Raw genomic sequence first — 19,691 nt, forward strand, 5'->3', positions numbered from 1 at the left:
TCCCCCATCGGTGCGTACTCCCAGATTACGCCGTGGCCCGCTGAATTTAGTTTACGTTTTTTCGTAAACTGTCCGAAAAACCCGAACGATCTCAATGGTCTCTCTCTCAGTTGACAGCCGAACCTACTTATAAAAATTCCTCGCCAAGCTCGCCTCCGACCACCGCAAGCCCGACGGGCTCTTCGTGGTGACGCCGCAGATGGGCGCCGACTTCGTGGCAGATCTGGCCGTCGGGCGCTTCCATGGCGTCGGCCCTGCGACGGCCGCCAAGATGGAGCGGCTCGGCATCCGCACGGGCCGGGACCTTCGCGAGTGCACCGTCGCCTTCCTCGCCGAGCATTTCGGCAAGATCGGGCCCTACTACCATGGCATCGCGCGCGGCATCGACGAGCGGCCCGTGCGCGCCAACCGCATCCGCAAGTCGGTCGGCGCCGAGAACACGTTCTCGCGCGACCTCTTCGAAAAGGCCGAGATGCGCGAGGCGCTGGCGCCCATCCTCGACAAGGTGTGGCGGCACTGCGAAGCGTCGGGCACGCGCGGACGCACGGTCACGCTGAAGGTGAAGTACGCCGACTTCCGGCAGATCACCCGCGCGCTCTCGGGAACGCGCCCGGTCGGCAGCCGCGCTATGCTCGAGGAGCAGGCCTTTCGCCTGCTGGCGGACCTGGCCCCCGACCCGCGCGGCGTGCGCCTTCTCGGCGTCACGCTCTCGGCGCTGGCCGAACCCGCCGCGAACGAGGGAAGCGCCGTGCCCGTCCAGTTCGCCCTGCCCTTCTAGCCGCCGTCCCCTGTTCAGGCTTTGCGGCACGCTCTAGCCTTCGGCACCCCGGCACAACGGAGCCCGCAGCCTTTGTCCCCTACGATCGATCTCAACAGCGACCTCGGCGAAAGCTTCGGTGCCTGGCGCATGGGCGACGACGAGGCGATGCTCGGGATCGTGTCCAGCGCCAACGTCGCCTGCGGCTTCCACGCGGGCGACCCGGCGGGCATCCTGCGCACGCTGCGGGCGGCCGCCGGGCGCCACGTTTCGGTCGGCGCCCATGTCGGCTATCGCGACCTCGCGGGCTTCGGCCGGCGCGCCATGGACCCGTCGAGCGAGGAGCTGGTGGGCGACGTGATCTACCAGATCGGCGCGCTGCAAGGCATGGCGCGGGCGGCCGGCACGCGCGTCACCTACGTGAAGCCCCACGGCGCGCTCTACAACACGATCGCGCAAGGCGGGCGGCAGGCCGCCGACGTCGTGGCGGCGATCCGCGCAGTCGATCCCGCGCTGCCGCTGGTGGCGCTGGCCGGCTCGCCGCTCGTGGGCGAAGCCCGCGCGGCGGGGCTTCAGGTCGTCGCGGAAGCCTTTGCGGACCGCGCCTATGCGCCGGATGGCCAGCTCGTGCCCCGCAGCCGGCCGAGCGCGGTGATCCACGACGCCGACGCCGTGGCGCGCCGCATGCTGATGCTGGTGCACGAGGGCGCGGTGGAGACGGCGGACGGAACGCGGGTACCGGTGGACGCGCAGACGATCTGCGTCCACGGCGACAACCCGGCGGCGGTCGCCATCGCGGCCGCGCTGCGATCGGCGCTGGAGGCGGAGGGCGTCGCGATCCGCCCCTTCGCCCCCGCATGACGGCGTCGGAGACGAGCGCCACCGGCCTTCGTATCCTGCCTCTACGCGCGGGCGCCGCACTGGTGGAGCTGCCGGATCTCGATGCGACGCTCCGGCTGCTCGCGGCCCTGCGCGCGCGACCCGTCGCAGGCGTCCATGAGCTCCTGCCCGCCGCCCGCACGCTTCTGGTCGGCTTCGACGACGCGGCCTTGAGCCTCGACGCGCTGGCCGCAATGCTGCGCGAGCGCCGAACCGCCGAAGCGGACGCGGACGGCGCCGGGCGCCTCGTCGAGATTCCGGTGGTCTACGACGGCGAGGATCTCGGCGAGGTGGCGCGGCTGACGGGCCTCGCCGTCGAGGAGGTCGTCCGCGCCCATCGCGCGGCGACCTACACCGTCGCCTTCACGGGCTTCGCGCCGGGCTTCGGGTACCTGACGGGCGGCGATCCGCGCTTGGCGGTGCCGCGCCGCGCGAGCCCGCGCACGCGCGTGCCGGCCGGCGCGCTCGGCCTCGCCGGCCCGTTCAGCGGCGTTTATCCGAAGGCAAGCCCAGGCGGCTGGCAGCTGATCGGGCGCACGCCGCTCGCGCTGTTCGATCTCGCGCGCGAGCCCGCCGCCCTGCTCCAGCCGGGCGACCGCGTGCGCTTCCGCGAACTCCGGGACATGCCCGCCGTCTCGCAGCGCGGGCCCGCGCCGCGCGCGGCGCCCCCTCCCGGCGCCGCAGTGCTGGAGGTGCTGGGGCTCGGCCTGCCGGTGCTCGTGCAGGATCTCGGCCGCCCGGGCCTCGCCGCGCAGGGCGTCGGCCGGTCCGGCGCGAGCGACCGCGCGAGCCTGGCGCTCGCCAACCGCCGCGTCGGCAACCCGGCCGGGGCGCCTGCGCTGGAGGTGACGCTGGGCGGGCTGCGCCTGCGCGCGCACGGCCGGCTGACGATCGGCCTTGCGGGCGCGCGGGCGCCGCTGGACATCCGCGCGCGCGACGGGTCGATCGTCGACGCCCTCCCGGGCCGCGCGATCGCGCTGGAGGACGGCGACACGCTCGCGATCGGAGCACCCGATGCGGGCCTGCGCACGTATCTTGCGCTGCGCGGCGGGATCGAGGTGCCCCTGGTCCTCGGCAGCGCCGCGCGCGACACGCTGGCCGAGATCGGGCCGGAACCGTTGCGCGTGGGCGACCGACTGCCGGCGGGCCGCATGCGGCCGCTTTCACCCGTCGCGCTGGACGAGCCGGAGCCCTTCGCCCTGCCGCGCGCCGGGGCGTGCGTCACGCTCGACGTCGCGCTCGGCCCCCGCGCGGACTGGTTCACGCCGGACGCCCTCGTCCGCTTCCTCGCGCAAGCGTGGCGGGTCTCGGCGCAGGCGAGCCGCGTCGGCCTGCGCCTCGAGGGCGAGCCGCTGGAGCGGCGCGTGTCCGCCGAGTTACCGAGCGAGGCGACGCTTTTCGGCAGCGTGCAGGTGCCGCCCGGCGGACAGCCCGTCCTGTTCCTCGCCGACCATCCTCTCACCGGCGGATATCCCGTGATCGCGACGCTTCTCGCCCACCATCTCGACCTCACCGGGCAGATCCCGCCCGGCGCGCGGATCCGCTTCCGGGCGGCGCAGGACTTCGCGCCCCTCCTTGTGCCCGGAGACGAGCCGTGAAGCGGGTCCTGATCGCCAACCGCGGCGAGATCGCCGTGCGCATCGTCCGGGCCTGCCGCGACTGTGGCCTCGACTCGGTCGCGGTCTATGCCGACGGCGACGCCGACGCGCCCTTCGTGCGCATGGCGGACGAGGCCCATGCGCTGCGCGGTACGAGCGCTGCCGAAACCTACCTTCACGTCGACAAGCTGATCGAGGCCGCCCGGCGCTCCGGGGCCGACGCGGTGCATCCGGGCTACGGCTTCCTGTCGGAGCGCGCGGAGTTCGCCCGGCGCGTCCTCGCCGAGGGGCTGACCTGGATCGGACCGGACCCGGACGTGATCGAGGCGCTCGGCGATAAGGTCGAGGCGCGGCGCATCGCGCGCCGCGTCGGCGCGCCGATGGCGGAGGGCAGCGAGGGACCGCTGGCGGGCCCCGACGAGGCCGTCGCCTTCGCGCGCCGCTTCGGCCTGCCAATCGCCATCAAGGCGGCTCATGGCGGCGGCGGGCGCGGGCTGCGGATCGCGCGCGAGCTCGGCGAGGTCGAGGACCTCTTCCGCTCGGCCGTGCGCGAGGCCGAAGGCGCCTTCGGGCGCGGCGAATGCTTCGTGGAACGCTTCATCGAGCGCCCGCGCCACGTCGAGGCGCAGGTGCTGGCCGACCGGCACGGCCATGTCGAGGTGGTGGGCACGCGCGACTGCTCGCTCCAGCGTCGCAACCAGAAGCTCGTCGAGGAGGCGCCCGCCCCCTTCCTGACGCCCGAACAGCGCGAGCGCATCGAGACGGCGGCCCGCGGCATCTGCCGGGAAGCCGGCTATGTCGGCGCGGGCACCGTCGAGTTCCTGGTCGGCGCGGACGGCACGATCTCCTTCCTCGAGGTAAACACGCGCCTTCAGGTCGAGCATCCCGTCACCGAGGAGACGACGGGCATCGACCTCGTGGCGGAGCAGTTCCGCATCGCGGAGGGCCTACCGCTGACGATCCGCGAGACGCCGGAGCCGCGCGGCCACGCGATCGAGTTCCGCATCAACGCCGAGGATCCCGGGCGCGGCTTCCTGCCGGCTTCCGGCACGATCACACGCTTCTCGGCTCCGTCCGGCCCGGGCATCCGCCTCGACAGCGGCGTCGAGGCCGGGTCCGCCGTTCCCAGCCAGTTCGACTCGCTGGTCGCCAAGCTCGTCGTCACCGGGGCGACGCGTGACGAGGCGCTGGCCCGCGCGCGCCGGGCGCTGCGCGAGTTCGTGGTCGAGGGCGTGCCGACGGTCATCCCGTTCCACCGCGCCGTCCTCGACCATCCCGACTTCGCAGGCGAGCGCTTCGCCGTCCACACGCGTTGGATCGAGACCGAGTTCATGGCCGGGGAGGCCGCTGCCCGTCCCGCCCCGCCCCCGCCGCTCCTGCGCGCATCGATCGAGATCGACGGGCGGATGGTGGAGATCGGCCTGCCGCCCGCCCTGCTGGGGCTCCTCGGCTCCGGCGGCCTCGTCGCCGCACCGGCCGATGCATTGCCGGAGGATCCGAACGCCGTTTGCGCGCCCCTGCCCGGCACGCTCGCGCAGTGGCGCGTATCGGATGGGGCCTCGGTGGAGGCGGGCGAAACACTGGCCGTGATCGACGCGATGAAGATGGAGACGCCGGTCGCGGCACCCGCCGCCGGCATCCTGCGTCGCCTCGCGCCGGAGGGCGCGGGGGTTGCGGCCGGCGAGACCATCGCCCGCGTCGAGCCGGTCACGCCGTGACCGTTATCGGAGAGATGCGCTTCGAGCGCACGCTGGACCGGCTTCTGCAGGACGCGCGGCCGGGCGAGCGGTTCGAGGCCTGGACCTTCGACGACCGCGCGAGCCGGGTTCGCGCCGAGCGCGCCCTTGCCGAGCGCGGCATCGAGGCCCGCATCCGCAGCGCCTACAAACCGCTCGTCCATGCCCTTCGCGAGGAGATCGACCTCGCCGGGGTCGAGCGGATCGAGCTGCACTATCCCGTGCACGCCGACGCCCCACCCAACCGCTTTCGCCTGGAGGCCTATCCTCTGGCGGCCCTCGTCGGCAACCGGCCGCTCGACATGGCGCCGCACGCGGCGGGCGATCTCGTCTACCGCCTGCGCCTCCACCGCGCGGACGGGATCGAGGTGCGCGAGGTCTTCGCCCCGAACCGCGTGCACCGCGACGAGGCCGGCACGCGTCTCCTGTCGCCGACCGGCTGGCTGCGCCGGGCCGGCGAGCCGGACGGTCGGCGGCTCGCGACCGACTACGAGGCGGTCTTCGACGAGGCCCTGCGTCTGGTGGCGAACCATGCCTTCGGTGCCGGCGAGCCCTTCTTCGAGGAGCTCCACGTCGGCATGACGCTGCCGGCTGCCGACGAGCCGCTGGGCTTCGCCGAGGAGGCGTCGAGCCTGCGCGAGGCGCTGCACGAGGACCTCTACTTCTCGCTTCTCGCCCATTTCGGTCGGCGCTCGGGACACGCAGCCGGCGAGCGGCGGCTGCGCCCCGGCCAGATCGTGCCGGAGGTGGCGATGGGGCCGGAAGCAAGGCTGCGCGTCGCGCTGCGATCCTTCCAGCCGACGCGTCCCGCGCCCGCGCACGAGGAAATCGTGGAGACGGCGAGAGAGCCCCTGTCGCCGCAGGCCGTGGCGCGGGCGCTGGAGCGGATCGGCGGCGAGCGGTTTCTGGCGCAGAGCCGCGCCGGCCGCCCGGTCGAGGCCCGCTACCATCGCGGGACGGACGCGGCGGTCGTGATCAGTGGCGGGCAGCACGCCAACGAGACCACCGGCACGGTCGGCGCGCTGCGCGCCGCTCTGCGCCTGGCGACCCGGCCCGGCGCGCATTTCACGGTCTCGCCGCTGGAAAACCCCGACGGGACGGAGATCCATCGCCGGCTGCGCGCGCAAGACCCCGCCCACATGCACCACGCCGCGCGCTACACCGGCTTCGGCGACGATCTCGAGCACCGGGAGCTGGCCGACGGCGAAGGTGAGGAAGCGGTCCGCCGCATGGCCGTCGCGGCGAGCGGGGCGTGCCTTCACCTCAACCTGCACGGCTATCCCGCGCACGAGTGGACGCGGCCCCTGTCGGGCTATGTTCCCGCCGGCTTCGCACAATGGACCCTGCCCAAGGGCTTCTTCCTGATCGCCCGCCACCATCCCGGCTGGGAACCGCAGACCGAAGAGCTTCTCGACCGCGTCACGCGGCATCTGGCCGCGATGCCCGCGCTTCTCGCCGAGAACCAGCGACAGATCGCGCTCTACGAGCGGCATGCCGGCGAGACCGGCTTCACCTATCGCAACGGCTGGCCCTGCTTCGTCTCGGCCGACAGCCGCGCCGCGGTTCCCGTGACGCTCGTCACCGAGTACCCCGACGAAACCATCGGCGGCGAGGCCTTCGCCGCCGGGCACGCGGCGCAGATGGAGGCGGTGCTTGCGGCCTATGAGGCATGGCAGGCGATCATGGCGCTCGGCTGAGCGGCCCTGCGACGATCAGCGCCCCTGACGAATAAGCCTTGGCGTAACCGCCACGTCCGCCCTAGTTTGGAACGCGTCCAGATCAGGGGGTTCTCAATGACCATCACGATCAACGGCCGGGCGGTCGAGGCGCCGGACGACCCGCGCGTCTCGCTTCTCGACCTCCTGCGCGACCGCCTCGGGCTGCCGGGAACCAAGAAGGGGTGCAACCAGGGCGCCTGCGGCGCCTGCACCGTGCTGGTGGACGGCGAGCGCATCGTCTCCTGCCTGGCTCTCGCGGTCCAGTTCGAGGGACGCTCCGTCACCACGATCGAGGGGCTGGCGGGCGCAAACGGGCTGCATCCGCTCCAGCGCGCCTTCGTCGAGCACGACGGCTTCCAGTGCGGCTACTGCACGCCGGGGCAGATCGTGTCGGCGGTCGGCATGGCGGGCGAGGCAGCGCGCGGCGTGCCGAGCGCCGTCACCGCCGACGTGGCGGCATCTGGCATCACGCTGACGCGCGAGGAGATCGCCGAGCGCATGAGCGGCAACCTCTGCCGCTGCGGTTCCTATAACGGCATCGTCGAGGCCGTGGCCGAGACCTTCGCCACGCGCGAGCGCGACGAGGTGGCGGCATGATCCCGTTCGAGTTCCAGCGCGCAAGCGACGCGCAAGGCGCGATCGCGGCGGCGGCGGCGGCCGGCGCGAAGTATCTCGGCGGAGGCACCAACCTTGTGGACCTCATGCGCGAGGGCATCGAGCGCCCCGCGCGCCTCGTCGATGTCACGGGTCTTGCCGGCGACATCCGGGACACGGCGGATGGCGGGCTCCTGATCGGCGGGGCCGTGCGCAACACGGCACTGGCGGAGCACCGCGCGGTGCGCGAGCGCTATCCCGCGCTCGCCCGCGCCATCCTGTCGGGCGCCAGCGGTCAGATCCGCAACATGGCGACGGTGGGCGGCAACGTCCTCCAGCGCACGCGCTGCACCTACTTCTACGACGATGCCGCGCGCTGCAACAAGCGCGAGCCAGGCGCGGGCTGCGACGCGCGCGAGGGCTTCAACCGCATCCATGCGATCCTCGGCGCCTCCGAGGCCTGCGTCGCGACCCATCCGTCCGACATGTGCGTGGCGCTGGTCGCCCTCGACGCCGTGCTGCACCTGGAAGGTCCGCAGGGCACGCGCACGATGCCGCTGGAGCAGTTCCACCGCCTGCCGGGCGAGCACCCGGAGCGGGAAACCGAGCTGCAGCCGGGCGAGCTGATCGCGGCGGTCGAGCTGCCCGCGCTCCCCTTCGCCGCGCGCTCGACCTACCGCAAGGTGCGCGACCGCGCGTCCTACGCCTTTGCGCTGGTCTCGGTCGCCGCCGCGCTCGACGTCGGGCCGGACGGAACCGTGCGCGACCTGCGCTTGGCCTTCGGCGGCGTCGCCCACAAGCCGTGGCGCGCCCGCCGCGCCGAGGACGCGTTGCGGGGCGCAAAGCTCGACGAGAGCGCGCTGCGCCGCGCGGCCGAGGCCGAGTTCGCGGATGCCAGACCCTTGCGCGACAACGCCTTCAAGATCGAGCTCGCGCGGCGCACCATGTCCGCGACGCTTCTGGGACTGTCGGGAGACCGCGCATGAGCAGCCTCGCCTCCAAGAACGCGCCCACCGGCCTTGCGCCGGCGGCCTGGGCGACGGGTGCGGGCACCGACCCGCTGGCCCGCGCCCAGCACGGTCAGGTCGGCGCCTCGGTGTCGCGCATCGACGGCCCCCTGAAGGTGCGGGGCGCCGCGCCCTTCGCGGCCGAGGCTCCGCTGGAGGGCCTGGCCTACGCCTCCGTGCGCTATGCCACGATTCCCAAGGGCCGCATCGCGTCGCTCGACACCGCCGAAGCGGAAGGCGCGCCCGGCGTCCTTCTCGTGATGACGCATCGCAACGCCCCGCGCATGAAGCCGATGCCGGTCTTCGGGTCCGCGCCCAAGGCCGCCGGCGGCAACGACCTGCCGATCCTCCAGGACGACCGCGTCCACTGGAACGGCCAGCCGGTCGCCGTGGTGCTGGCCGAAACGCAGGAACAAGCCGACCACGCCGCCTCGCTGATCGCGATCGGCTACGAGGGCGAGCCGGCGCTGACCTCGTTTGCCGAGGCCAAGGCTCGGGGCACCGAGCCGGCGAAGTTCATGGGCCAGCCGCTCGGGCTCGAGATCGGCGACCCCGACGCGGCACTCGGCCACGCCGCGTACCGGGTCGACGCCGTCTACCGGACGCCGCGCCACAGCCACAACCCGATCGAGCCGCACGCGGCGACGATCCACTGGGACGGCGTGAACCTGCGCGTCCACGACGCGACGCAGGCCGTCAGCCATACCGCCTGGTCGCTCGCCCAGATCTTCGGGCTCGACGAGGCCAACGTGCACGTCACGTCGCCGTTCGTAGGCGGCGGGTTCGGCTCCAAGACGCTGTGGGAGCACCAGGTGCTCGGCGCGGCCGCGGCCAAGCTGGCGGGACGGCCGGTGCGCATCGCGCTCTCGCGCGAGGGCGTCTACCGAACGGTCGGCGGGCGCACGCTTACCGAGCAGCGCGTCGCCATCGGCGCGGCTGAGGACGGTGGCTTCAAGGCAATCGTCCATACCGGCACAATCGCCACCACGGCGCATAACGGCATGCCTGAGCCCTTCATCCTCGCGACCATGAACCTCTACCGCGCCGACAGCTTCCGGCTCGGCGTCGACACGGTCGAGCTCGATATGATCGCCAACACCTTCATGCGCGCGCCCGGCGAGGCGGTCGGGACCTTCGCGCTGGAATCGGCGGTGGACGAGCTCGCCCACGAGATGGGGATCGACCCGATCGAGCTACGGGTGCGGAACGAGCCCGAGCGCGACCCGATCAAGGGCACGCCCTTCTCCTCGCGCAACATCGTCGCCGCCTACCGGGCGGGCGCGGAGCGCTTCGGCTGGTCGCGCCGCCGCGCCGAACCCGGCACTTTGCGCGAGGGCGAGTGGCAGGTGGGCCTTGGCTGCGCCACGGCGACCTATCCCTACCACCGCATGCCCGGCGGGGCCGCGCGCCTCACGATCCGGCGCGACGGCACGGCGGAGGTCGCGATCGCCGCGCACGAGATGGGCATGGGCACGGCGACGGTGCAGACGCAGATCGCCGCCGAGCGTCTCGGCCTGCCGCTCGACAGCGTCTCCTTCGCCTACGGCGACTCCACCTTGCCCGGCATGGTGCTCGCCGGCGGCTCGCAGCAGACCGCCTCGATCGGCGCCTCGGTGATCGCCGCCCAGCGCGCGCTGGTGGCCGAGCTTCTGAAGCTCGCCGGCAACGACACGCCGCTCGCCGGCCTGTCGCCGGACGAGGTGGGCGCCTTGAACGGCGGCCTCGCCAAGCTGGACGAGCCGGATCGCTTCGAGAGCTATGCCTCGATCCTCGAGCGCGCGGGCCGCGACGCGGTGGACGCCGTCGGCGAGGCCGTGCCCCCGAAGGAGACCGAGCGCTTCTCGATGCACTCCTACGGCGCCCTGTTCGCCGAGGTGCGCGTCAACGCCGTGACCGGCGAGCTTCGCGTCTCGCGCTTCCTCGCCTCCTACGACTGCGGCCGCATCCTCAACCCGAAGACCGCGGCGAGCCAGTTCCGCGGCGGCATCATCATGGGCCTCGGCCTGGCCCTGATGGAGGAAACGCAGTTCGACGAGCGGACGGGGCGCATCATGAACCCGAGCCTGGCCGAGTACCATGTACCGGTGCATCTCGACGTGCCGCCGATCGAGCTGATCTGGGACGACAAGCCGGACCCGCAGGCCCCGATGGGCGCGCGCGGCATCGGCGAGATCGGCATCACGGGCGTGGCGGCAGCCATCGCCAACGCCGTGTTCAACGCGACCGGCAAGCGCGTGCGCGACCTGCCGATCACGCTCGACAAGCTGATGTAGCCAAGGAAAGTCGGGGCGCGAGGCGCCTCGACTTCCCGGCCCCGCGCCCGACATGACGGCTCCTGACCCCATCCGGAGCCGATGACGTGAGCGAGCAGACGCATATCAAGCTGAACGATGGACGCGAGATCCCGCAGGTGGGTCTCGGCGTCTTCAAGGTTCCCGACGAGGACGCCGCTGCGGCCGTGCGCACGGCGCTGGAGGCGGGCTACCGCCACGTCGACACGGCGGCCGTCTACAAGAACGAGCGCGGCGTCGGCGAGGGCCTGCGCGCGGCCGGCGTGCCTCGCGACGAGGTCTTCGTCACCACCAAGCTCTGGAACGAGAGCCAAGGCTTCGACGCGACGCTTCGGGCCTTCGATGAGAGCCTCGAGAAGCTCGGCCTCGACGCGGTCGACCTCTACCTCATCCACTGGCCATCGCCCGCGCGCGGCCTCTTCGTGGACACGTGGAAGGCGTTCCGGCGCCTTCACGAGGAGGGACGCGCCCAGTCGATCGGCGTCTCGAACTTCACGGCCGAGCATATCGACCAGATCGTCGCCGAGACCGGCATCACGCCGGTCCTCAACCAGATCGAGCTTCACCCGCGCTTCCAGCAGCGCGCCTTGCGCGAGGCGATGGACCAGCGCGGCGTCGTGACGGAGTCCTGGAGCCCGCTCGGCCAGGGCGGCGACATGCTGAAGGACCCGGTTCTGGCGCGCATCGCCGAAAAGCACGGCAAGACGGCGGCGCAGGTCGTGATCCGCTGGCACGTCGACAACGAGCTCGTGGTGATCCCGAAGTCGGTGACGCCGAGCCGCATCGCGGAGAACATCGACGTCTTCGGCTTCCGCCTGGACGACGAGGACCTGGCTGCGATCGGCGGGCTCGACGCCGCGGACGGCCGCATCGGCCCCGACCCGATGACCGCGAAGTTCTGACGACGCCGGGAGCCGGGCGACGCCTGCCCGGCTCCTACTCCGCCGCGTCCATGAAGCCACCGGTCTGGCGGTGCCAGAGCCGGGCGTAGAGCCCGCCGCGCCCCACCAGCTCGGCATGGGTGCCGGTCTCGACGATGCGTCCGCGATCCATGACCACCAGCCGGTCGAGCCGAGCTATCGTGGACAGGCGGTGCGCGATGGCGATCACGGTCTTGCCCTCCATCAGCTCGGTCAGGCTCTCCTGGATCGCGGCCTCCGCTTCCGAATCGAGCGCGGAGGTCGCCTCGTCGAGGATCAGGATCGGCGCGTCCTTGAGCAGCACGCGGGCGATCGCGATGCGCTGGCGCTGGCCGCCCGACAGCTTCACGCCGCGCTCGCCGGCATGGGCGTCGAAGCCTCGGCGTCCGCGATAGTCCACGAGCGTGTCGACGAAGCCGTCGGCGCGGGCGCGCCGCACGGCCGCCAGCATCTCCTCATCGCTGGCGCCCGGCCGCCCGTATTTCAGGTTGTCGCGGATCGAGCGGTGGAGGAGCGAGGTGTCCTGCGTGACGACGCCGATCGCCGCACGAAGCGAGTCCTGCGTGACCCCGGCGATGTCCTGACCGTCGATGGTGATGCGTCCGCCCTCCAGGTCGTAGAGGCGCAGGAAGGTCGAGACGAGCGTGGACTTGCCCGCCCCCGACGGCCCGACGAGGCCGATCTTCTCGCCCGGCCGGATCGTGAGGTTGAGGTGGTCAAGCGCGCCGCCGCGCTTGCCGTAGTGGAACGACACGTCCTCGAAGCGGATCTCGCCGCCCGACACGACGAGGGCCGGCGCGGCCTCGCGGTCGAGGATCGTGTGGCCGACCGCGATCGTGGTGATGCCGTCCTGCACGGTGCCCACGTTGTCGAAGATCGCGGTGAGCTCCCACATGATCCAGCCGCTCATGTTGATGATGCGCACCACGAGGCCGCTCGCCAGCGCGATCGCGCCGACGCTGACCTCGCCTCGGCTCCACAGCCAGACCGCGAGCGCGCCGGTGGCGAGGATCAGAAGGGAGTTGGCGAAGCTGATCAGGAGCGACATGCCGCTGATGAAGCGCTGCTGGGTGTAGAACTTCGTGGTGTGGTCGGTGAGCGCGTGGCGGGCGTAGTCGTCCTCGCGCTCGGCATGGGCGAAGAGCTTCACGGTCTGCATGTTGGTGTAGCTGTCGGTGACGCGGCCGGTCAGCGTCGAGCGCGCTTCGCTCATGACCTGGGCGGCGCGCGCCACGCGCGGGATGTAGTGGCGCATCACGAGAACGTAGGCGACGAGCCAGACGGCCAGGGGCACGGTCAGGCGCCAGTCCGCCTCCAGAAACAGGAACAAGGCACTGACGACGTAGACCAGGACGAACCAGAGCGCGTCGATCACCTTCACCGCCGAGTCGCGCAGGGCCGGCCCGGTCTGGATGACCTTGGCCGCGACGCGGCCCGCAAAGTCGTTGTTGAAGAACGAGATCGACTGGCGCAGCACGTGCCGGTGGTTCTGCCACCGGATCATGTTGGTGACGCCCGGCGCGATGGTCTGGTTCTTGACGAGGTCGTGCGCGGCGTTGAGGAGCGGGCGCGCGATGCCGATCACGAAGCCCATCCAGAGGAACGTGCCGCCATGCTCGGCCCAGAGGCGCTCGGGCGTCGTGGAGTTCAGGATGTCGACGATCGCGCCGATGTAGCGGAAGATCGCAACCTCGATCAGGGCAACGAGAAGGCTGAACACCGCGAGCGCGGCGAAGCTCGGCCAGACCTGGCGCAGGTGGTGCCAGAAGAAAGCGCCGAGACCCCGCGGTGGCTCCTGCATCGGGTAGGACCGGAACGGGTCGATGATGGATTCGAAGAAGCGGAACATGGCGGGAACCCGGCGGCGAAGCCGGGTGAGACGGACCCGACCATAAGGTTCAGATAATATCCTCGCGACCTAGAAGCGGAGTGCGGCGGGAACGGGGCTGCACACGCCCGCCGCGAAGAAAAACCCAAGCTTCCGGTCGGGCCGTGGTCAGTAGATCGCGGTCACCGGCTCGGCGTCACCTTGGACGAAGCCGCGATACATGCCTTCCGAGTTGAAGGGCAGCGCGACGCGGCCGTGGCGGTCGACCGCGATCAGCCCGCCCGAACCGTCGTTGGGCGCGAGCACGCGCTGGACGACGTGCTCCGAGGCCGCCTCCAGGCTTTCGCCGAGATAGCGCATGCGCGCCGAGATCTCGGCCGCCGCCTGAAAGCGGATAAAGACCTCGCCGTGGCCCGTTCCCGAGATGGCGCAGAGATCGTCGGCCAGGGTGCCCGCGCCGATCACCGGCGTGTCGCCGACGCGGCCCGGCGCCTTGCCGGTCATGCCGCCGGTGGAGGTGGCGGCGGCGAGGTTGCCGTTGCGATCGCAGGCGACGGCGCCCACGGTCCCGTGCCGCACCGCCGGGTCGGCCGAGGTCTCGCCCTTCCGGGCCAGCGCCAGCATCTCCTGAAGCGCGTCCCAGCGCTTCTCAGTGAAGAAGTAACTCGCCTCCTCGAAGGCGAGGCCCGCCTCTCGCGCGATGCGCTCGGCGCCCGCGCCGATCATCACGACATGAGGGCTGCGCTCCATAACGGCGCGTGCGGCCAGAACCGGGTTGCGCGGCCCGAACAGGCCCGCCACCGCCCCGGCGCGGCGGTCCGCGCCGTTCATCACGGCAGCGTCCATCTCCTGGCGTCCCGCGCTCGTGAAGACTGCGCCGCGCCCGGCGTTGAAGAGCGGCTCGTCCTCCAGCGCGCAGACCGCGGCGGTCACGGCATCGAGCGCCGCGCCCCCGTCCCGCAGGACGGCGGTGCCGGCGTCGAGCGCGCGGCGCAGACCCGCATGGGTGGCGGCCTCCAGCTCGGGCGTCAGCGCCGAGCGGCGGATCGTTCCGGCCCCGCCGTGGACGGCGAGCGCGAAGGTCGTGGTCATCAGCGTTTCCTCGAGCGATGAAAATCAGGCGCGGCCGCCGTCGACCGACAGGATCTGTCCCGTGATCCAGCTGGCCTCGGCGCTAAGCAGGAACAGGACGGCGGCCGAGATGTCCTCGGGCGTGCCGAGGCGGCGCATGTGCGTGCCCTCGATCACTTGGCCTTGGCGCTCGGGGCCGAAGGCCTCCCATTGCCGCTCGGTGGAGGGATTGGACAGGACGAAGCCCGGCGCGACCGAGTTCACGGTAATGCCGGCGGGGCCGAGTTCCAGCGCCAGCTGGCGCGTCAGGCCGACCAGCGCGTGCTTGGCCGCCGCATAGGCCTGGATGCCGGTGAGGCTGGGCCGGAGCCCCGCGCCCGACGAGATCGTGACGATACGCCCCGCTTGCGAGCGCTTGAGGTAGGGCGTTGCGGCCTGGGCGCACCAGAGCGCGCCCATGAGGTTGGCGTCCATGATGGCGGTGAAATCCGCCTCGCCCACCGCCTCCAGCGGGCGACCCACCTGACCGCGCACGCCGCCGGCGGCCGTCACGATCCCGTCGAGACCGCCGAGCCGCGCGGCAGCTTCCGCGATCGCGCGGTGCGCGTCCTCGCGCCGGCCGAGATCCACGGGGATGCGCGGCAGCGTCTCCTCGCTCCCCTCCAGCGCCCCGAGCCCGTCGGCGTCGATGTCGAGCGCTGCGACGCGCGCGCCGCTGGCGACCAGCCCATGGACGATGGCGCGTCCGATGCCCTGCGAGGCGCCGGTGACCGCGAAGCGGCGGCCTTCGAGGGTCAGGCGCATGCGCTGAGCATCTCGTCGAGGGTCTGGAGCGACTGCTCGCGGCGTCCCGCCTCGAGGTCGTGGACGAGCGCCACGAGGCGCGCGAGGGCGGGCGTCGGAACGCCGTGTTCGGCGCCGATCGCGGTGAGCGGCAGGACCTGCGCGTCGACCTCGGTGCGCCGCTTGCGCACGGCGAGATCGCGCCAGATGCCGGAATGGGTCTTGGCGGTGTGGCGGTTGTGCTCGGTCATGGCGGCGACCGAGCGACGCGCCGCCTCGCTGACGGACCCGTTCGAGAACGCGGCCGGGTCGAAGCCGTTGAAGCCGAGCGGCTGGATATCCTGCGCGCGCGCCAGGCTCATCACCTCGCGCCCCAGCGCGTCGTAGACCGGGAAGTAGCGCTCGCGGGCGAGCGCGTCGGCCATGGAGTCGTTGGTCAGCGCGGTTGCGAACAGAAGCGCCCCGTAGCCGAGCTTGCCCCAGAGATAGCCCCAGATATTATCGGTCATCACCGCGTCGGGCTCGACCAGCCGGAACAAGGCGTGCATCTCGGCCAGGCGCTCCGTCGTGCGCCCGTCGAGCTCGCCCAGCGCCACCGCCGCGCGATTGCCGTAGAGGATGCGGCCCGGCGCCTGCCAGTCGGCGCCGAAGTTCACGAAGCAGCCCATCGTGCGCGACGCGCCGATCGTGTCGGCGATGACGCTCTCGTTGAGGCCGTTCTGCGCCGAGACGACGAAGCCGTCGTCGGCCAGATGCGGCACGAGCATGCCGAGCGCGTTCGGCGTGTGATGGGCCTTCACGGCGAGGATGACGCGGCGGAACCGCCCCTCGACCTCGGCCGGCAGGGCGGCGCGCACGCTCTGGCGGAACTCTTCGACCGGCCCCTCGATCAGGAGCCCGTCCCGGTTCATCGCCTCGACGTGGTCGCCCGCCACATCCACTAGGAGGACGTCGTGGCCCGCACGCTGAAAGTAGGCGCCGAGGACCCCCCCGATCGCGCCCGCGCCCCAGATGAGGATCGGGTCCGCGCTCACCGCCAGTCCCCTTCCAGAAGCGCGCGCGTTTCCTCGACGCCGACCTTCCACAGCGCCTCCATCTCGGCGTCGTCGCGCTGGTAGTAGCCGCCGTAGTTGCCGTCGCCGACGAGCTCGCGCACGGCCTCCGCCGAGCGGTCCTTCAGCCGGTCGAAGTCGGCCATGGGCTTCTGGTGATTGGGGAGCGGACGGCCGGGCAGGCGCGTCCAGGGGAAGTTCTCCATCCAGGAGGCGTGGCTGGCCTTGGGGTCGATCTCCTGCACCTTGGCCCAGGCGCCGGGCGCGTTCCACCAGTTGTGGAAGCGGGCGCGCGCGCCCTCGCGCTCGTCCATCCACTCCATGGTCACCGGCTGCACCGGCGAGTTGCCGCCGTGGCCGTTGACGATCAGGACGCGCCGGAAGCCGCTGCGGTAGAGACTGTCGAGGATGTCGCGAACGACGTTCATGTAGGTGACGGTGCGCAGCGTCACCGTGCCGGGATAGGCGTTGAAGTAGGGCGTCAGCCCGTAGGCGAGCACCGGGAATACCGGGACGCCCAAGGGCTCGGCAGCTTCCGCCGCCATGCGCTCGGCCAAAATCGAGTCGACCGAAAGGCTGAGGTAGGCGTGCTGCTCGGTCGAGCCGAGCGGCAGGACGCAGCGATCGTCGCCCTTCAGGTAGGCTTCAACCTCGAACCAGTTGCTGTCGGCTATCTTCACCGCTCGTCTCCTTCATGGGGGTTGGCGCCTCGCGCTGCGCCTCGACGGCGGGCAGGAGTTCGGCGCGGATGGCGTGGGGGTCGGGTGTGTGGCGATACTCGATCGCGTTCTGGCCGGGGCCGAGCCGCTCGCGCACGCTTTCGGCGCCCGTGGCGTAGATCAGGACGTCGCAGCGCCCGAGGACGGCGTCGATCTCGGGCGCGTCCCAGAGGCAGGCCTCGCTGGCCGACACGTGCGGCGCAAAGCGCAGGATGCCGGCGCGCATCAGCGCCAGGAAGTCGGCGAAGTAGGAGACGATGGCGACGCGCGCCTCGGGCGCGATGCGCGCAAGCTCGATGCGCGTCTGCTCGGTCGGGATGAAGGTCATGCCCACCACGGGAACGGCGGGAAACAGGCGCTGCGCCTCGGCCTGGACGTTGCGCGGCGTCACCACGAGGTCGATCCCCTCGGGCAGCGCCTCGCGCGCCCCGGCCAGCGTCGCGGCCACGACCTCGTCGCGCGCGGGCAGATGGGTGCGCAGGATCGCGGCGTAGCTTTCGGTCGCCTCGGGAAAGATACCGAGCATGAGGATGCGAAGGGATCGGCGCCGGCCGCGCGCGTTGGCGACGCGCATCGCAAGCTCGCGTCGGTCGAGGCCGATCGCCTCCGCGGCCTCCACGAGATCCTCGATCTGCGCCTGGAGGAGGCGGTGGACGTCGAGCTCGCTCTCCGTCGGCGAGGCGCCGGGCGTCACGAAGCTGCCCGCGCCGACGCGCCCCTCGACCAACCCCGCGACGCGCAGCGCCGCATAGGCGTTCGACACGGTGACCGGCGAGACCTTGAGATGGGCGGCGAGCGCGCGCACGGAGGGAAGCTGCGAGCCGGCCGGGATGAGACCCGAGGCGATGCCGTATTCCAGCGCGCCGCGCAGCTGTACGGTGACGGGCACCGCCAGCGCACGGTCCACCGCCGCCGCGATGCGCGCCATCACCTGGGCCTGTTGGTCCGCCTCGCTCATGACCGTATCAGTGCATCAGAACGATTTTTGGTTCAAGCCGGCGCTACGCCTCCAAACTGTGCAGTTGCAGCATCGAAATGCCTGCTATTTCGGCTTGACCCGCGTTCGCATCCGTTTCTAGTGTTACATTCATCAGTAACACTTGAGGGGGTTTCGACGTGCTGATCAACCGGTTCCTGAAAACCACGATGACGGCGCTCGCGCTGGTCACGGCCGTGCCCGTCCTGGCCGGCGCGCAGACCCTCACCATGGGCGTGCGCGCAGGCCCCGACTCGATCGACCCGCACTGGTCGACGCTCGGCAGCCAGGCCGAGACGCTGCGCCATGTCTTCGACACGCTGGTGGGCGTCGACAACAACCTCCAGCTCCAGCCCGCGATCGCCACCTCCTGGAAGCCGACCGGCGAGGATAGCTGGGAGTTCAAGATCCGCGAGGGCGTCAAGTTTCACAACGGCGAGCCGCTGACGGCCGAGGACGTGAAGTACTCGATCGAGCGTATCCCGAAGGTCACCGGCCCGATGTCGACGACCATCTACACCAAGCGCGTGAAGTCGGTGGAGGTCGTCGATCCCTACACGTTGCGCGTTGTCACCAACAGCACGGCGCCCTCGCTGCCCAACGACTTCATCCGTCTCTTCATCGTCCCGAAGTCCACCGGCGAGGCGAAGAACGACGAGTTCAACTCCGGCGCCAAGGCGATCGGCACCGGTCCCTACAAGTTCGTGTCCTGGACGCCCAAGGGCGACTTCGTGGCCGAGCGCAACGAGGACTACTGGGGCGAGAAGCCCCACTGGCAGCGCATCGTGCGCCGCGAGATCCCCGACGACGCCGCGCGCGTGGCGGCGCTGCGCTCAGGGGGCGTCGACCTCATCAACTACGTGCCGGCGAGCGACTACCAGTCGATCAAGGGCGACGGGAGCCTCCAGACCTTCATCTCCGACTCGCTCTACATCCTGAACGTCCAGCCGGTTCAAGGCGCGACCCTGCCCCAAAAGGTGAAGGTCGACGGCAAGGTGATCGACGCCAACCCGTTCGCCGACCTCAAGGTGCGCACCGCGCTCGACAAGGCGATCGACCGCAAGACGCTGGTGCGCGTCGTCTTGGAGGGTCTCGGCAAGCCCGCCAACCAGCTCATGCCGGAAGGCTTCTTCGGCTACTCGGCCGAGCTGCCCGAGCCCCAGTACGACCTCAAGGGCGCCAAGGCGCTGCTCGCCGAGGCCGGCTATCCCAACGGCTTCGAGTTCGACTTCACCTGCACCAACAACCGCGTGCCGGGCGACTCGGTGGTCTGCGAGGCGCTCGCCCAGATGTGGTCGCGCGCCGGCCTGAAGGTGAACGCCAACGCGCTGAACGGCACGGTCTTCTTCCCCGCCTCGCAGCGCGGCGACTACTCGGTCCAGATGTCGGCCTGGGGCACGATCACGGGCGAGGCGTCCTACACCTACGGCTCGATGGTCCACACCGCCGACAAGGAGCTGGGCCTCGGCGCCTTCAACCGCACGGGCTACTCCAACAAGCAGTTCGACACGCTGTTCGAGGAGGGCCAGCGCACGCTGGACGACGAGAAGCGCCGCAAGATCTTCGAGGAAACCTCGAAGATCGCCATGGAGGACCGCGCACTGATCCCGACCGTGATCCTGCAGACCGTCTGGGCCGCCAAGGCCGACACGGTCGACTTCCAGCCGCGCATCGACCAGGAAACGCTGGCCTACCTGATCAAGCCCGCGAAGTAACGCGCAGCAGTCCCGGCGCCGCCGATCGCGCGGCGCCGGCCTTAATC

Annotated in this window: 15 protein-coding genes and 1 pseudogene; 10 read left to right on the forward strand and 6 right to left on the reverse strand. The window is 71.3% G+C overall.

Translation table 11 applies throughout. The features are described 5' to 3' along the window. Positions 1–133: 133 nt before the first annotated feature. From BLQ76_RS10425 to BLQ76_RS10465, 9 genes and pseudogenes are all read left to right on the forward strand, one after another. A pseudogene (locus tag BLQ76_RS10425) lies at positions 134–778 on the forward strand (DinB/UmuC family translesion DNA polymerase); the annotation flags it as partial. Between the two features lie 72 nt (positions 779–850). After that, a complete protein-coding gene (locus BLQ76_RS10430) occupies positions 851–1,618 on the forward strand; it encodes a LamB/YcsF family protein (protein WP_090672830.1) in 768 nt (255 codons plus the stop codon). Then, entirely contained in the window at positions 1,615–3,234 is a 1,620-nt protein-coding gene (gene pxpB / locus BLQ76_RS10435; protein ID WP_090672832.1) for a 5-oxoprolinase subunit PxpB, read from the forward strand. Before BLQ76_RS10430 ends, pxpB begins: the two co-directional genes overlap by 4 nt. Next, positions 3,231–4,952, forward strand: a complete 1,722-nt coding sequence (locus tag BLQ76_RS10440; RefSeq protein WP_090672834.1) for an acetyl/propionyl/methylcrotonyl-CoA carboxylase subunit alpha — start codon at positions 3,231–3,233, stop codon at positions 4,950–4,952. Before pxpB ends, BLQ76_RS10440 begins: the two co-directional genes overlap by 4 nt. Before the next feature lie 14 nt (positions 4,953–4,966). Then, positions 4,967–6,667 (forward strand): peptidase M14, encoded by a 1,701-nt coding sequence (locus tag BLQ76_RS10445; protein ID WP_210285855.1) that lies wholly within the window; start codon positions 4,967–4,969, stop codon positions 6,665–6,667. Positions 6,668–6,763: 96 nt separating this feature from the next. Then, positions 6,764–7,285, forward strand: a complete 522-nt coding sequence (locus BLQ76_RS10450) for a (2Fe-2S)-binding protein (protein WP_090672838.1) — start codon at positions 6,764–6,766, stop codon at positions 7,283–7,285. Next, entirely contained in the window at positions 7,282–8,268 is a 987-nt protein-coding gene (locus BLQ76_RS10455) for an FAD binding domain-containing protein (RefSeq protein ID WP_090672840.1), read from the forward strand. The genes BLQ76_RS10450 and BLQ76_RS10455 overlap by 4 nt, the downstream gene beginning before the upstream one ends. After that, positions 8,265–10,562 carry a xanthine dehydrogenase family protein molybdopterin-binding subunit gene (locus tag BLQ76_RS10460; RefSeq protein ID WP_090672843.1) on the forward strand — a complete coding sequence of 766 codons (2,298 nt, stop codon included), beginning with the start codon at positions 8,265–8,267 and terminating at the stop codon, positions 10,560–10,562. The genes BLQ76_RS10455 and BLQ76_RS10460 overlap by 4 nt, the downstream gene beginning before the upstream one ends. A gap of 86 nt (positions 10,563–10,648) precedes the next feature. Further along, entirely contained in the window at positions 10,649–11,482 is an 834-nt protein-coding gene (locus tag BLQ76_RS10465; RefSeq protein ID WP_090672845.1) for an aldo/keto reductase, read from the forward strand. A gap of 34 nt (positions 11,483–11,516) precedes the next feature. Here BLQ76_RS10465 and BLQ76_RS10470 read toward each other — a convergent pair whose 3' ends face one another. The 6 genes from BLQ76_RS10470 to BLQ76_RS10495 form a co-directional block, all read right to left on the reverse strand. Continuing rightward, positions 11,517–13,349 carry an ABC transporter ATP-binding protein gene (locus BLQ76_RS10470; RefSeq protein ID WP_090672847.1) on the reverse strand — a complete coding sequence of 611 codons (1,833 nt, stop codon included), beginning with the start codon at positions 13,347–13,349 and terminating at the stop codon, positions 11,517–11,519. A gap of 147 nt (positions 13,350–13,496) precedes the next feature. Then, on the reverse strand, positions 13,497–14,420 hold the full coding sequence (locus BLQ76_RS10475; protein ID WP_090672849.1) for an isoaspartyl peptidase/L-asparaginase family protein: 924 nt from the start codon (positions 14,418–14,420) through the stop codon (positions 13,497–13,499). A 24-nt stretch (positions 14,421–14,444) separates the two neighbouring features. Further along, complete coding sequence (locus tag BLQ76_RS10480) at positions 14,445–15,203, reverse strand: SDR family NAD(P)-dependent oxidoreductase (RefSeq protein ID WP_090672851.1); 759 nt, start codon at positions 15,201–15,203, stop codon at positions 14,445–14,447. Further along, the gene (locus tag BLQ76_RS10485; RefSeq protein WP_244519577.1) at positions 15,194–16,216 is read right to left on the reverse strand and encodes a ketopantoate reductase family protein; all 1,023 of its coding nucleotides are present in this window, start codon (positions 16,214–16,216) and stop codon (positions 15,194–15,196) included. The genes BLQ76_RS10480 and BLQ76_RS10485 overlap by 10 nt, the downstream gene beginning before the upstream one ends. Continuing rightward, a complete protein-coding gene (locus BLQ76_RS10490; protein WP_090672853.1) occupies positions 16,213–16,914 on the reverse strand; it encodes a creatininase family protein in 702 nt (233 codons plus the stop codon). The genes BLQ76_RS10485 and BLQ76_RS10490 overlap by 4 nt, the downstream gene beginning before the upstream one ends. Beyond that, on the reverse strand, positions 16,880–17,911 hold the full coding sequence (locus BLQ76_RS10495; protein WP_090672855.1) for a GntR family transcriptional regulator: 1,032 nt from the start codon (positions 17,909–17,911) through the stop codon (positions 16,880–16,882). The genes BLQ76_RS10490 and BLQ76_RS10495 overlap by 35 nt, the downstream gene beginning before the upstream one ends. Before the next feature lie 158 nt (positions 17,912–18,069). On the opposite strand from BLQ76_RS10495, the gene BLQ76_RS10500 reads away from it, so the two are divergent. Beyond that, positions 18,070–19,644, forward strand: coding sequence for an ABC transporter substrate-binding protein (locus BLQ76_RS10500; protein ID WP_244519578.1), 1,575 nt, complete (start codon positions 18,070–18,072; stop codon positions 19,642–19,644). The last annotated feature ends 47 nt before the right edge of the window (positions 19,645–19,691 follow it).

The sequence above is a fragment of the Aureimonas jatrophae genome (assembly GCF_900104035.1).
GTDB classification, from domain to species: domain Bacteria; phylum Pseudomonadota; class Alphaproteobacteria; order Rhizobiales; family Rhizobiaceae; genus Aureimonas; species Aureimonas jatrophae.